The sequence below is a fragment of the Pseudomonas sp. S44 genome, from assembly GCF_016624805.1.
Taxonomy (GTDB): domain Bacteria; phylum Pseudomonadota; class Gammaproteobacteria; order Pseudomonadales; family Pseudomonadaceae; genus Aquipseudomonas; species Aquipseudomonas machongensis.
Genome location: NZ_JACVTY010000003.1, coordinates 23,813 through 38,637 on the forward strand (window position 1 = coordinate 23,813; position 14,825 = coordinate 38,637).

Consider the following 14,825-nt stretch of genomic DNA (forward strand, 5'->3'; position numbering starts at 1 on the left):
GTTATTCGGCGATCAGCCAGTCCATGCGGAAGCTGCCCGCCGTCTGTGCCAGCTCCCTGGCCAGCCAGGGCAGCAGCTCCTTGAGCTCCTCCTCCAGTCCCCATGGCGGGTTGGCGATGGCGAGGCCCGAGCCGTTCAGCCCCTGCGGGCTGTCCTGGTGATGCACATAGAGTTCGACGCGCAGCAGCTTGGGCGCGCCGGTGCTGGTCAGGTCCTGGTAGAAACGGGTCAGCGAGCGCTGGTCCTTGATCGGATACCAGATGGCAGCGACGGTCTGGCGCATGCGACCGATCGCCTCCTTCATCGCCACGGTGCAGCGCTTGAGTTCGTCGGCCTGCTCGAAGGGCGGGTCGATCAGCATGATCGCGCGCTTTTCCTGCACCGGCAGCAGCGCGCGCGGCACATGCCAGCCCTCGCCCAGGTGCACGGTGACCCGCGGATCCTTCTTCATGTTTTCCTTGAGCAAAGGCCCGTCTTCGGGGTGTTTCTCGTTGAGCAGTGCGCGATCCTGCTGGCGCATCAGGCGCCGTGCCAACTCCGGCGAGCCGGGGTAGTAGCGCAACTCGCCATCGGCGTTGAGGCGCTTGATGATGCGCAGGTAGTCAGCGGTGGCAGCCGGCAGGTCTTCACGATTCCACAGGCGGGCAACGCCTTCGAGATATTCACCGGTACGCGTGGCCTGGTCGCCTTGCAGGTCGTACAGACCCAGGCCGGCATGGGTGTCGATATAGGCGAACGGCTGTTCCTTGCGCGACATCAAGGCGATGAGGCGGGTCAGCACGATGTGCTTGAGGACGTCGGCATGATTGCCGGCGTGGAAGGCGTGACGATAGTTCATGGCAACTCCTGCGGGGGCGGCAAGTTTACCTTGCCTTGCGGGCGGAGTCAGGCCTGGCCGTCGATCGGCACAAGGGCCATTCGCGGGCAGGCCCGCCCCCACAGGAGCGGGCCCGCCCGCGAAGCAGCTGTCGCCGAATCAGCAGGTGTTACTTGTCTGCGTGATATGCAGCATCAGCCGTTTCAAACCGCGAAACCATGCTGCCGCTCGGACGCCCCAGCTTGCTCACCACGATGATGGCGATGGTGGCGAACAGGAAGCCCGGGATGATTTCGTACAGGCCAAGCCCGACGTAGTTCTTCCACAGGATCACGGTCAGTGCACCCACCACGATCCCCGCCAGGGCACCGTTGCGGGTCATGCCCTTCCACAATACCGACAGCAGCACCACCGGCCCGAACGCAGCACCGAAGCCCGCCCAGGCATAAGCCACGAGGCCCAGCACACGGTTGTCAGGGTTCGCCGCCAGGGCGATGGCGATCAATGCCACGGCCAGCACCATCATTCGACCGACCCAGACCAGCTCGGTCTGCGAAGCACCCTTGCGCAGGAAAGCCTTGTAGAAGTCCTCGGTCAGTGCACTCGAGCACACCAGCAACTGGCAGCTCAGGGTGCTCATGACCGCCGCCAGGATGGCCGACAGCAGCACACCGGCGACCCACGGATTGAACAGGATCTTCGCCAGCTCGATGAACACACGCTCGTGGTTCTCGGTGACCGGGCCGGCCAGATCAGGGTTGGCCGAGAAGTAGGCGATGCCGAAGAAGCCCACGGCGCAAGTGCCCGCCAGGCACAGGATCATCCAGGTCATGGAGATGCGGCGTGCGTTGGCGATCGACTTCACCGAGTCGGCAGCCATGAAACGCGCCAGGATGTGCGGCTGGCCGAAGTAGCCCAGGCCCCAACCCATCAGCGAGATGATGCCGATGAAGGTGGCGCCGCGGAACATGTCGAAGTTCGCCGCGTTCTGCGCTTCGATCGCCAGCATCGTGGTGTCGAAGCCGCCGGTGGAGATCAGCACGATGATCGGCGTGAGGATCAGCGCGAAGATCATCAGCGACGCCTGCACGGTGTCGGTCCAGCTCACCGCCAGGAAACCACCGACGAAGGTGTAGGCGATAGTCGCCGCAGCACCGGCCCACAGCGCCGTCTCGTAGGACATGCCGAAGGTGCTTTCGAACAGACGCGCGCCGGCAACGATGCCCGAGGCGCAGTAGATGGTGAAGAACACCAGGATCACGATGGCCGAGATCACCCGCAGCAGGCCGCTGTTGTCTTCGAAACGGCTGGCGAAGTAGTCGGGCAGCGTCAGCGCATCACCGTTGTGCTCGGTCTGCACCCGCAGACGGCCGGCGACGAACAGCCAGTTCAGGTAGGCACCGACAGTCAGGCCGATGGCGATCCAGGCCTCCGACAGGCCCGACATGTAGATGGCGCCCGGCAGGCCCATCAGCAGCCAGCCGCTCATGTCGGAAGCGCCAGCCGAAAGCGCGGTGACCACGCTGCCAAGGCTGCGACCGCCAAGGATGTAGTCGGAGAGGTTCTTGGTGGAGCGATAGGCCGCGAAGCCGATCAGCACCATTGCCGCGATGTAGATCACAAAGGTGATCGTGATTGGATTGCCCATGGTTGTGCCCTGGCGTTGTTGTTATCTCTTGCACCCGACCTTCATGAGACGGTTGCACCCAGGCGGCGAATCCTATGCAACAACATGAATCGGGTGCAACCATTTTTCATTTGCAAGTTGCACCTAGAAATGTCTTTTCAGTTAAAACCCCTTTTTTGCTCCTTTTTGAAGCAAAAGCGACGCTTTTAATAAGCAAAGGCAGCAAAAACGACCCTTTCCGCTGTTTAGCGTCTTGCGCCAGACGAGTTGCACCTTTTTCATGAAAAATTCGGGTTGCACCCGGTTGCACCCAAGAGGTGCCTGGCGCTAATCTTGCCGCCAGCTTAGCCACGCCCGTGGCAATAACGAGGATAAGAAATGGCGACGACCACCCTTGGGGTCAAACTCGACGACCCGACCCGTGAGCGACTCAAAGCGGCTGCGCAGTCCATCGACCGCACCCCGCACTGGTTGATCAAGCAAGCGATCTTCAATTACCTGGAGAAGCTCGAGGGTGGTGCAACCCTGAACGAAATCAACGGCCACGCCGCACAGCTCGGTGACGACGCCGGCGAACTTCCGGCCGACCACGCCCACCAGTGCTTCCTCGAATTCGCCGAAAGCATTCTGCCGCAGTCCGTGCTGCGCGCAGCGATCACCGCAGCGTACCGTCGCCCCGAGCAGGAAGTGGTGCCGATGCTGCTGGAGCAGGCACGCCTGCCGGCCCCGCTGGCCGAAGCGACCAACAAGATGGCCGCAGGCCTGGCCGACAAGCTGCGCAACCAGAAGAGCGCCAGCGGCCGCGCCGGCATCGTCCAGGGCCTGCTGCAGGAGTTCTCGCTGTCGTCCCAGGAAGGCGTGGCGTTGATGTGCCTGGCCGAAGCCCTGCTGCGCATCCCCGACAAAGGTACCCGCGACGCGCTGATCCGCGACAAGATCAGCACGGGCAACTGGCAGCCACACCTGGGCAATAGCCCATCGCTGTTCGTCAATGCCGCCACCTGGGGCCTCCTGCTGACTGGCAAGCTGGTCTCCACCCACAACGAATCCGGCCTGACCTCCTCGCTCACCCGCATCATCGGCAAGAGTGGCGAACCGATGATCCGCAAGGGCGTCGACATGGCCATGCGCCTGATGGGCGAGCAGTTCGTCACCGGCGAGACCATCGCCGAAGCCCTGGCCAACGCCAGCCGCTTCGAATCCAAGGGCTTCCGCTACAGCTACGACATGCTCGGCGAAGCCGCACTGACCGAGCACGACGCCCAGAAGTACCTGGCCTCCTACGAGCAGGCGATCCACTCGATCGGCAAGGCCTCGCACGGGCGCGGCATCTATGAAGGCCCGGGCATCTCGATCAAGCTCTCGGCGCTGCACCCGCGCTACAGCCGCGCGCAATACGAGCGCGTGATGGAAGAACTGTACCCGCGCCTGCTGTCGCTGACCCAACTGGCCAAGCAGTACGACATCGGCCTGAACATCGACGCCGAGGAAGCCGACCGCCTGGAGCTGTCGCTGGACCTGCTCGAACGCCTGTGCTTCGAGCCATCGCTGTCGGGCTGGAACGGTATCGGTTTCGTCATCCAGGCCTACCAGAAGCGCTGCCCGTACGTGATCGACTCGGTCATCGACCTGGCCAAGCGCAGCCGTCACCGCCTGATGATCCGACTGGTCAAGGGCGCCTACTGGGACAGCGAGATCAAGCGCGCCCAGGTCGAAGGCCTGGAGGGCTACCCGGTCTACACCCGCAAGGTCTACACCGACGTGTCCTACATCGCCTGCGCCCGCAAGCTGTTGTCGGTGCCGGAAGCCATCTACCCGCAGTTCGCCACTCACAACGCCCACACCTTGTCGGCCATCTACCATATTGCCGGCCAGAACTATTATCCAGGCCAGTACGAGTTCCAGTGCCTGCACGGCATGGGCGAGCCCCTGTACGAGCAGGTCGTCGGCAAGATCGCCGATGGCAAGCTGAACCGTCCGTGCCGCGTCTATGCGCCGGTCGGCACCCACGAAACCCTGCTGGCCTACCTGGTGCGCCGTCTGCTGGAAAACGGCGCCAACACCTCGTTCGTCAACCGTATCGCCGACCACTCGATCTCCATCCAGGAACTGGTCGCCGACCCGGTCGCGAGCATCGAGCGCATGGCCACTCAGGAAGGCAGCGTCGGCCTGCCGCATCCGCGCATTCCACTGCCGCGCGACCTCTATGGCAGCGAGCGCGCCAACTCGGCCGGCATCGACATGGCCAACGAACACCGCCTGGCGTCGCTGTCCTGCGCCATGCTGGCAACCGCACACAACGACTGGAAGGCTGCCCCGCTGCTGGCCTGCGCCACCAGCCAGGAAGCCGCTGCGCCAGTGCTCAACCCAGCCGATCACCGCGATGTGGTGGGCCATGTGCAAGAGGCGAGCGTCACCGACGTCGACAACGCCATCCAGTGTGCCCTCAATGCCGCGCCAATCTGGCAAGCCACCCCGCCGGCCGAGCGCGCCGCGATCCTGGAGCGCACCGCCGACCTGATGGAAGCCGAGATCCAGCCGCTGATGGGCCTGCTCATCCGCGAGGCTGGCAAGACCTTCGCCAACGCCATCGCCGAAGTGCGCGAAGCCGTGGACTTCCTGCGCTACTACGCAGTGCAGGCGCGCAACGACTTCAGCAACGACGCCTGCCGCCCGCTCGGCCCGGTCGTGTGCATCAGCCCATGGAACTTCCCTCTGGCGATCTTCACCGGCCAGGTGGCCGCCGCACTGGCCGCCGGTAACCCGGTGCTGGCCAAGCCGGCCGAACAGACCCCGCTGGTCGCGGCCCAGGCCGTGCGCCTGTTGCTCGAAGCCGGTATCCCTGAAGGCGTGCTGCAACTGCTGCCGGGGCGCGGCGAAACCGTCGGCGCCGGCCTGGTCGGCGACGAGCGGGTCAAGGGCGTGATGTTCACCGGCTCCACCGAAGTCGCGCGCCTGCTGCAACGCAACGTCGCCGGTCGCCTGGATGCCCAGGGTCGTCCGATCCCGCTGATCGCCGAAACCGGCGGGCAGAACGCGATGATCGTCGACTCCTCGGCGCTGACTGAACAGGTGGTGATCGATGTGGTGTCGTCGGCCTTCGACAGCGCCGGCCAGCGCTGCTCGGCGCTGCGCGTGCTGTGCCTGCAGGAAGATTCCGCCGACCGCGTGATCGAGATGCTCAAGGGCGCCATGGCGCAGAACCGCATGGGCAATCCCGAGCGCCTGTCGGTGGACATCGGCCCGGTGATCGACGCTGAAGCCAAGGCTGGCATCGAGAAGCACATCCAGGCCATGCGTGAGAAAGGTCGCAGCGTCTACCAGGTGGCCATCGCCGAATCCGAGGAGTGCAAGCGCGGCACCTTCGTCATGCCTACCCTGATCGAGCTGGAAAGCTTCGACGAGCTCAAGCGCGAGATCTTCGGCCCAGTGCTGCACGTGGTGCGCTACAACCGCAAGCACCTCGACCAACTGATCGCGCAGATCAACGCCTCCGGCTACGGCCTGACGCTGGGCGTGCACACGCGCATCGACGAGACCATCGCCAAGGTGGTGGACAACGTCAACGCCGGCAACATGTACGTCAACCGCAACATCGTCGGTGCCGTGGTCGGCGTGCAGCCATTCGGTGGTGAAGGACTGTCCGGCACCGGCCCGAAAGCCGGTGGTCCGCTGTACCTGTACCGCCTGCTGTCGACCCGTCCGGCTGACGCCATCGCCCGCCACTTCCAGCGCGCCGACGGTGAGACCAAGGCCGACACCACCCTGCGCGACCAACTGCTCAAGCCGCTGCAGGTGCTCAAGGCCTGGGCTTCGAGCAACCAGCCCGAGCTGGTGGAACTGTGCGAGCAGTTCGCCGAACAGTCGCAAAGTGGCATCACCCGTGTCCTGCCTGGACCGACCGGCGAGCGCAACACCTACACCGTATTGCCTCGCGAGCATGTGCTGTGCCTGGCCGACAACGAGGCTGACCTGCTCGCGCAGCTCGCCGCGGTGCTGGCAGTGGGCAGCTCGGCGGTGTGGGCCGACGGCGAGCCGGCCAAGGGCCTGCGCGGTCGCCTGCCGAAAGACCTGCAAGGCAAGATCAAGCTGGTGGCCGACTGGAGCAAGGATGAAGTGGCGCTCGACGCGGTCATCCACCACGGCGACTCCGACCAGTTGCGCGCGGTGTGCCAGCAGGTCGCCAAGCGTGCCGGGGCCATTGTGGGTGTGCATGGGCTGTCCAGCGGTGATCCGCAGATCGCGCTGGAGCGGTTGGTGATCGAGCGTGCGGTGAGCGTGAACACCGCGGCTGCGGGGGGTAACGCCAGCCTGATGACCATCGGCTGAACGTACTGACGCCATCGCGGGCAAGCCCGCTCCCACCGGTTCAGCAGCGAAACGGTGGCAGCGGGCAATTCACCTATTGTGTATTTTTCGACCTCCAGAATTTCAATTTTGATACGCGCGACTTCTTGGTCACCGGTTGCTCCGGCAAAACATGCAAAAGCGTTATCTTTTGCAGGCTGGGCACATGCTTCTGAAGGTTATAAGTTACCGTTCCATTCTCGGTAGATGTGGCCAGAAATACAGTCTGCTGGGTAATCGCATCCACCTTAGCTATAAAATCCCCTGTCGCCACATCCTTCAGGCTGAAGACCTGTCTCGAGGTGATCGATACCTCGTCCCGTTCGCCTCTTGCGCCCCTGTGAATCTGGTATTCAGAGGCCGCGCCCGGGGCCGCTGACCATATGCCGCGCACCTCGCCGTTCTCGTTGAACGCCCCGCCGGCAGGCTCGATGGAATAGAGTAAGCTGGTCATCTCGGCAGCAAGTGCTTGATGTGCAAGCGTCGAAATAATCTCTAGCTGCTGCGAGCTGAAATACTCCCTAACGTTGTGTACAAGCATGGGGATTTCCTCCCCGTTTTCTATCAGAGTGTACGTGCTACGCGTAAAGTCCTTGGCAAACTGTTCAGTCACCCCTAGATCCTCCGCGAGCTGCGCAGCCGGACCAAGAGCTTCTTGCTCGCTGTTGCCCGACGGACCTATGACCCTTTCCAGTTCAGTGGGTTGATACGCTTCACTCTCACGTATCCAATACACCGTTAATTTCTTTCGATGTTGCGTGTCGTGACTGACATTGCCCTTTAGTACAACCCCAGGCTTCAGATTTTTAAAAATCTCCGGAAACTCGATCAACTTGTCCAACGCAGCGAAGTCAGCCCCGAACTCCGACTCAAAACTTTGTAATCCATTGGCATCCCTGCGCGTCACCGGATTGTTGCGCACCATGCAATACAAGTTAAGGCCATCCACCGCACCCGCCGGGTCTGCGCTCAGCCACCGCCCGACCCACGGCTGGTAGTAGCGATAACCGTAGTAGTACAACCCAGTCGCATCTCGTTCCTTGCCTGAATAACGCAAGGTCTTGTAACTCCCTTCAAGCTCGCTACGGGCTGCCCACAACGCGGTTCCCCCAAAAGGGTAATACGCTTCATGGCTGATCAGTCTGCCCGCGCCGTCGACCTCCAGGATGCCGCTGCCCAGTGGCGTGTCGTAGCTGTAGCGCAGTTGATCGTTCTCCAACCCTTCAGGCACCTCGCTGCACCAGTGCAACATTCGCACCTGTGCATGACCGGGCTCACCGACCGAAATAACCTGCAACTCCTCCTCAAGGTAGGCATCGCGGGTAGTGCAGCGCAATTCAAGCCCGGGTAAATAGGTGACTCGAAGCGTGTGCCGGCTTGCAGCGCTCCACTGCGTGTTGACTTTCAGGACTCGCATGCTGGCATTGTCATAACGGTAGTGCTCATGGTCATCCCGCCCCTCCTCGCGTTGCTGGGAGATGACCTGATGCAACTCCCCTTGAGGCGTCCAGCACAGGGGATTGCCGGGTAACAGCGAGATCTGCTGACCCTTGGCCGTGAACAACGCCTCAACCTCGGCAGGAGTCTTCGCCATTGTGCCCAGCACCGCCCGATTGCTGCGGTCACTGACTGCGATCTCGACGACACGACAGTGATTGCTAGCAGGCACCCGGTGCACCATGCGCGTCAGGTTGCCAGCAGTGTCATAGATAAAGTTGCGGGTATAACAGGTAAAGAGCGTCTCATCATGGGGAGAAGGAGACGGCGTGTTGTACTCTCCCGACCGCGATGACGCATTGACCTGCTCCCTTCCGCAGGCGCTGACCAATTGATAAAGGCTGTCGTAATGGTAGGTTGTCTGCGGTTCCGCCACCTGGTTGCGCCAGAACCGCCTATTGTCGGTCTCGTCACGTTCGCTCACCACATTGCCCACAGGGTCGAACGTATACTGCAAATCCTGCAGGAGCCTCGCACCCAGGGCATGACTCGCAGGCCGCTCGATCCGTAGCCGAGCCTGGCGTTGCGTTCGTGGCTCGAAGAAATAGGTGCTCAACACACCGTTACCATGCAGTTCACGGGTCTTATGTCCACCTGCCAGGTAACTCGTCGACCGGACGATCTCGCACTCTTGAGAGCCTTTGCGCCTCAGCCAGCTTGCCTGGAGCCGACCCGCGATGTCATAGGTGACACGCCGCAGGTGCCCTGCTGCATCGACAATGCTCGATACTGTTCCGGTTGCGTCCACGACCGAACACGTAGTGCGTGCCTGTGCAATCGGCTCAAGTGCGCGATCCCATTCATCGACGCTCTCACCTTGCCAATCGACCACTGTCCGAACTTCATCTCCCTGCCCCAGAAGACGTCGGGTGACAGACAGCGTGGTCCCCGTCATGGCGATGGCGTCGTGCAAGGCAAGGCCGGCAGTGTCGTAAAGACGTATACAGCGACCCGCCAGGTTTCGCCCCCGCTCCAGTGCACTGCTACCCCCATAGACAAAGCGCTGGGTCATGCGGGGAACACCACCGCCAACTGTATCGCTGATGCTCGACAAACGGCCCGCCAGACCGTGAGCCTCGTACACCGATCGACGCACCACCGCCTGGCTGTAATCGTCACGCCCTTCTGCACCTGCCGCGATTGCACTGATACGCACCAAAGGCCGACTATCGATATCAGCCAAGGCAACTTCAATGCCCGCGTCGACACTCTGAACACGCAGCACTTTGCCAGCGAAATCGTTGGCCAACGCGAAGTTCACCAGACCGTGCCCAGCCATACGCGGGTCGCTGCTACGATCCAGGAAACCACGAGGATCGTGCCTGTGCCGCGTGATGAGCAGGGTGGTCTGCCCAAGCGCAAGCCCATCACGATGGCAGGTGATTTCCCGTACCTTCAGCTTGCGAGCAAACACCGATACCGATGGGGTTTGGCAATGGACTAATGGCGCGTTGCTGGTCATTGGGCAATGCTCCGGTGCGGGTCTAAATGGCAAGCAGCCCCCCAATCAGAGCTCAACGTGGATCCGACAAAGGCCTAGGCTCTGTCTTAAATGTGTCTGCGCGAAGGCCAGACAAGGCGAAACAGGGGAAGGAACGCCCGGGGCCGCGCCCGACGGTACTGGAGTGCATGAGCATTCCGAGCCCCGTCTCAATGCAGTATGGGCGAGTGCAGGTGCATTTCAGACAGAGCCTAGGCTACCCCAGTGATGCACACGCCACACCTGACAGAAATACCAGTGGAGCAGCGCAAAGTATTTCGACAAGCGAGCGCCACTGATGGCACACCTGCGCTCAGCCTTCTGGAGTGTCATCACGCACACCCATGAGCCTGTGCAGCCACTATCCCTGGCTCTAGACTCGCAGCATCTCGAACCCAGGAATCCCGCCATGTCCGAGCAACTCCTCAGCAGCCGCAACCTCGCCTTCGAACTCTACGAGGTCCTCGACGCCGAGGCCCTGACCCAGCGCCCGCGTTTCGCCGAGCACAACCGCGAGACCTTCGACGCAGCGCTTGGTACGGCTCGCACGATTGCCGAGAAGTACTTCGCCCCGCACAACCGCAAGGGCGACGAGCACGAGCCGCGCTATGTCGACGGCCGCGCCGAGCTGATTCCCGAGGTCAAGCCTGCGGTAGAGGCGTTCCTCGAGGCGGGCTTCCTCAACGCCAACCGCGACTTCGACGTCGGCGGCATGCAGTTGCCGAGCCTGGTTTCGCAAGCCTGCTTTGCTCACTTCCAGGCCGCCAACGCTGGCACCACGGCCTACCCCTTCCTGACCATGGGCGCAGCCAACCTGATCGAGAGCTTCGGCAGCGACGAGCAGAAGCGCCTGTTCCTGCAGCCGATGATCGAAGGTCGCTACTTCGGCACCATGGCCCTGACCGAGCCCCACGCCGGCTCGTCGCTGGCCGATATCCGCACCCGTGCAGAAGCCGCAGGCGATGGCAGCTATCGGCTCAAGGGCAACAAGATCTTCATCTCCGGCGGCGACCACGAGCTGTCGCAGAACATCGTGCACATGGTCCTGGCCAAGCTGCCGGATGCACCGCCCGGGGTGAAAGGCATTTCGCTGTTCATCGTGCCCAAGTACCTGGTCAACGACGACGGCAGCCTCGGCGCCCGCAACGACGTGCTGCTGGCCGGGCTGTTCCACAAGATGGGCTGGCGTGGCACGACCTCCACGGCGTTGAATTTCGGTGACAACGGCCAGTGCGTCGGCTATCTGGTCGGCAAGCCACACCAGGGCCTGGCGTGCATGTTCCAGATGATGAACGAGGCGCGCATCGGCGTCGGCATGGGCGCGGTGATGCTCGGCTACGCCGGCTACCTGTACTCGCTGGACTACGCCCGCCAACGCCCGCAAGGCCGCCAGGTGGACAACAAGGATCCCGGCAGCCCAGCAGTGCCGATCATCGAGCACGCCGATGTAAGACGCATGTTGCTGGCGCAGAAGGCCTACGTGGAAGGTGCCTTCGACCTGGGCCTGTACGCCGCCCGGTTGTTCGACGACACCCACAGCGCACCCGATGAGGCGGCACGCGTCCAAGCCCAGGAACTGCTCGACCTGCTCACCCCGATCGTCAAGTCCTGGCCTTCGACGTTCTGCCTCAAGGCCAACGAACTGGCGATCCAGATCCTCGGTGGCCACGGCTACACCCGCGAATACCCGGTGGAGCAGTACTACCGCGACAACCGCCTGAACCCGATCCACGAAGGCACCGAAGGCATCCAGTCGCTCGACCTGCTCGGGCGCAAGCTGGCGCAGAACGGCGGCGCCGGGCTCAAGCAGCTGATTAGCCTGATCGCCAGCACTGCTGAGCGCGCCAGTCATCACCCCAACCTGGACGCACTGCGCCAGCCGCTGGAGCAACTGGTCAACCGCCTGCAGGCCGTGACCCTGGCACTGCTCGGCGACCTGGCCCAGGGCAAGGTCGCCGGCGCGCTGGCAAACTCGGCGCTGTACCTCAAGGTGTTCGGCCACTGCGTGATCGGCTGGCGCTGGCTGGAGCAGGCCATACAGGCCGAACGCGGGCTGATGAAGGGGGTCGATGTCGATCGCGATTTTTACTGTGGCAAGTTGCAGGCCGCACGTTATTTCCTGACTTGGGAAGTGCCAGGCTGCCATACTGAGCTCGCACTGCTCGAGGCACGCGACGACACTTGCCTGGGCATGCAAGAGGGGTGGTTCTAGGGGGAGCCACCGCGAACCGGAGGTTCCCGCATGTTCGATTCCAGCGCCCTGCTGCGCCAGCGCTTCGCAGCGCTGCGCAGCACGGCCGAACTGTTCTCGCTTCGCCACGTGAAGCAATCGCATCAATCGCTGTCGGTGCGGCGCAACGTCGCCGAACCGCCATTCTTCAGCCAGGACGAAGGTGCCATGCTCACCGTGCGCCTGAACGGCGTCGAGGCCTACGCCGCCACCGCCGACTTGTCGCAAAGCGGCCTGCAACGCGCCCTGGAACACGCCGAGGCCCTGGCCCGGCAGATCACCGGCCACCACCTGCTCGACCTGCGCGACCAACCGGTGCCGAGCACGCGCCACGACCATGTCTCGCCCAACTTCGACCAATCGCTGCCAAACCTTGCAGATTGCCTCGAGCTGCTCGCCACCGAATCGGCCAGCGTGCCCAAGGACGAACGCCTGGTGGACTGGCAGGCGAGCCTGGGCATCACCCTGGTCGAGCAGACTTACCTGAACTCGGCCGGCGCCGAGCTGCGCAACGCGCAGCGTTTCATCTTTCCGGGCCTTGGCGTCACCGCCAGCGATGGCCGCGACAGCCAGAGCCGCAGCCTGGGCCGGGAGAACTTTGGCCAGCAGGGTGGCTTCGAAATCATCCAGCGCTGCGGCCTGGTCGGCGCCGCCCGGCGTATCGCCGACGAAGCCCTGCAACTGCTGCTGGCGCCCAACACCCCGAGCGGTGCGCGCGACCTGCTGCTGATGCCCGACCAGATGATGCTGCAGATCCACGAGTCCATTGGCCATCCGCTGGAGATGGACCGTATTCTCGGCGACGAACGCAATTACGCGGGCACCAGCTTCGTCAAGCCCAGCGATTTCGGGCAGTTGCAATACGGCTCGCCCCTGCTGAACGTGACTTTCGACCCTACCATCGACGAGGAGCTGGCCAGCTACAGCTTCGACGACGACGGCACCGCGGCCAGCAAGCAGTTCCTGATCCGCGAGGGCAAGCTGCTGCGCCCGCTGGGTGGCGCCCTGTCGCAGTTCCGCTCGGGGCTCGACGGCGTAGCCAACAGCCGCGCCTGTGGCTGGAACCGCGCCCCGATCGACCGCATGGCCAACCTCAACATCGAGCCGGGCGACCAGTCGCTCGAACAACTCATCGGTGGGATCGAGCACGGCATCCTGATGCGCACCAACCGCTCCTGGTCCATCGACGATGCGCGCAACAAGTTCCAGTTCGGCTGCGAATGGGGCCAACTGATCGAACACGGCGAGCTCAAGGGTGTCGTCAAGAACCCCAACTATCGCGGCATCTCCGCGCAGTTCTGGCGCAACCTGTCGGCAGTGGGCGATAGCAGCACCTTCCAGGTGCTTGGCACACCCAACTGCGGCAAGGGCGAACCCAACCAGGTCATCCGGGTCGGCCATGCCTCGCCGGCCTGCGTGTTCCGCCAGATCGACGTATTCGGAGGAGACGCCTGATGAGCACCCCCTATCAAGAACGCTTCGAGGCATTGGTCAGTGCCCTGCGCGCGGCGCTGCACCCCGGCGAGCAGTTCACCCTCGGCTACAGCGCCGAGCAGTCGCGCTTCGTGCGTTTCAACCATGCCAAGGTGCGCCAGGCCGGCGAAGTGGCCCAGGCCAGCGCACTGTTGCGTCTGGTGCGTGACGGGCGTCAGGCCGAACAGCAGTTCACCCTCGGTGACGATGCGCAACTGGATCGCCAGCGCCTGCAAGATGCCCTGGCGCAACTGCGCCAGACCTTGCCGCTGCTGCCGCTCGACCCCTACCTGAAACTCGACGAAAGCGCCTGGCACAGCCACAGCGTGCAAGAACCGGCGCTGCCCGACTTCACTGAAGTACTGGCGCTGGTCGAGCAGCAGGCAGGCAACCTCGATCTGGTCGGCATCTACGCCGCTGGTCCGATCTGCCGGGGTTTCGCCAGCTCGTTCGGGGCCTTCGGCTGGCACCAGGCCAACAGCTTCAATTTCGACTGGAGCCTGTTCCACAGCAACGGCCAGGCGGTGAAGGCCAACTATGCAGGCCAGGTCTGGAGCAGCGAGGCCTTCAGCGCACGCCTGCAACTGGCCCGCGAACAGCTTGAGTACCTGGGGCGCCCGACGATCACCCTCAAGCCTGGCCGCTACCGCGCCTACCTGGCGCCAGCGGCCATGGACGAGATCGCGGGCATGCTCGGCTGGGGAGGCTTCTCGGCCCAGGCCCTGGCCACCGGCAACAGCCCATTGCAACGCCTGTACACCGGTGATGCCCAGCTCGATCCACGGGTTGGCTTCTCGGAGCAGGTCAGCGGTTCGCTGAGCCCGTCGTTCTCCAGCGAGGGCTCGCCCCGCGAGGACGTAGCGCTGATCGTCGAAGGCCGGGGCAGCGCGCGCCTGGTCAGCCCTCGCAGCGCGGCAGAGTTCGCCCTGCAGGGCAACGGCGCCGACAGCTACGAGGCACCCTGCGCCCTGAGCCTGGCACCTGGGGAGCTGGCGTCGGCGGATATCCTGGCGCGCCTGGGCACCGGGCTGTACATCAGCAACCTCTGGTACCTGAACTATTCAGACCTGCCGGCAGCGCGCATGACCGGCCTGACGCGCTTCGCCACGTTCTGGGTGGAAGACGGCCAGATCCAGGGCCCGGTCAGCACCATGCGCTTCGACGACAGCCTCTACAATCTGCTGGGCCCTCAGCTGGAGGACCTGACCCGCGAACGCGAGCTGATCCTGTCGACCAGCACCTATGGGCAACGGCAAACCGGATCGAGTCATCTGCCCGGGGCGTTGGTCAGAGGATTGACGCTGACACTGTAACGCCACGCCCCTGTGGGAGCGCCGGTCAGGCGCTTCCACAG

7 protein-coding genes are annotated in these 14,825 nt (G+C 63.4%); 4 read left to right on the forward strand and 3 right to left on the reverse strand.

Going from position 1 to position 14,825, the window contains the following annotated elements; all coding sequences use genetic code 11:
• Nucleotide 1: 1 nt before the first annotated feature.
• Both IAE40_RS04290 and putP read right to left on the reverse strand, forming a co-directional pair.
• Nucleotides 2-838, reverse strand: coding sequence for a 23S rRNA (adenine(2030)-N(6))-methyltransferase RlmJ (locus IAE40_RS04290; RefSeq protein ID WP_054893140.1), 837 nt, complete (start codon nt 836-838; stop codon nt 2-4).
• Nucleotides 839-986: 148 nt separating this feature from the next.
• Nucleotides 987-2,465 (reverse strand): sodium/proline symporter PutP, encoded by a 1,479-nt coding sequence (gene putP, locus IAE40_RS04295; RefSeq protein ID WP_054893139.1) that lies wholly within the window; start codon nt 2,463-2,465, stop codon nt 987-989.
• Nucleotides 2,466-2,822: 357 nt separating this feature from the next.
• Here putP and putA point away from each other — a divergent pair, with 357 nt between their 5' ends.
• Nucleotides 2,823-6,773 carry a trifunctional transcriptional regulator/proline dehydrogenase/L-glutamate gamma-semialdehyde dehydrogenase gene (gene putA / locus IAE40_RS04300; protein WP_197891983.1) on the forward strand — a complete coding sequence of 1,317 codons (3,951 nt, stop codon included), beginning with the start codon at nt 2,823-2,825 and terminating at the stop codon, nt 6,771-6,773.
• 73 nt (nt 6,774-6,846) lie between these two features.
• Here putA and IAE40_RS04305 read toward each other — a convergent pair whose 3' ends face one another.
• Nucleotides 6,847-9,750, reverse strand: coding sequence for an RHS repeat protein (locus IAE40_RS04305; RefSeq protein WP_200602730.1), 2,904 nt, complete (start codon nt 9,748-9,750; stop codon nt 6,847-6,849).
• A gap of 427 nt (nt 9,751-10,177) precedes the next feature.
• On the opposite strand from IAE40_RS04305, the gene IAE40_RS04310 reads away from it, so the two are divergent.
• From IAE40_RS04310 to IAE40_RS04320, 3 genes are read left to right on the forward strand one after another with little or no spacing between them, the layout of a single operon-like run.
• Nucleotides 10,178-11,980, forward strand: coding sequence for an acyl-CoA dehydrogenase (locus IAE40_RS04310; RefSeq protein WP_200602731.1), 1,803 nt, complete (start codon nt 10,178-10,180; stop codon nt 11,978-11,980).
• Between the two features lie 30 nt (nt 11,981-12,010).
• Complete coding sequence (locus IAE40_RS04315; protein WP_197891989.1) at nt 12,011-13,453, forward strand: TldD/PmbA family protein; 1,443 nt, start codon at nt 12,011-12,013, stop codon at nt 13,451-13,453.
• Nucleotides 13,453-14,784, forward strand: a complete 1,332-nt coding sequence (locus tag IAE40_RS04320; RefSeq protein WP_200602732.1) for a TldD/PmbA family protein — start codon at nt 13,453-13,455, stop codon at nt 14,782-14,784. The genes IAE40_RS04315 and IAE40_RS04320 overlap by 1 nt, the downstream gene beginning before the upstream one ends.
• Nucleotides 14,785-14,825: the final 41 nt, after the last annotated feature.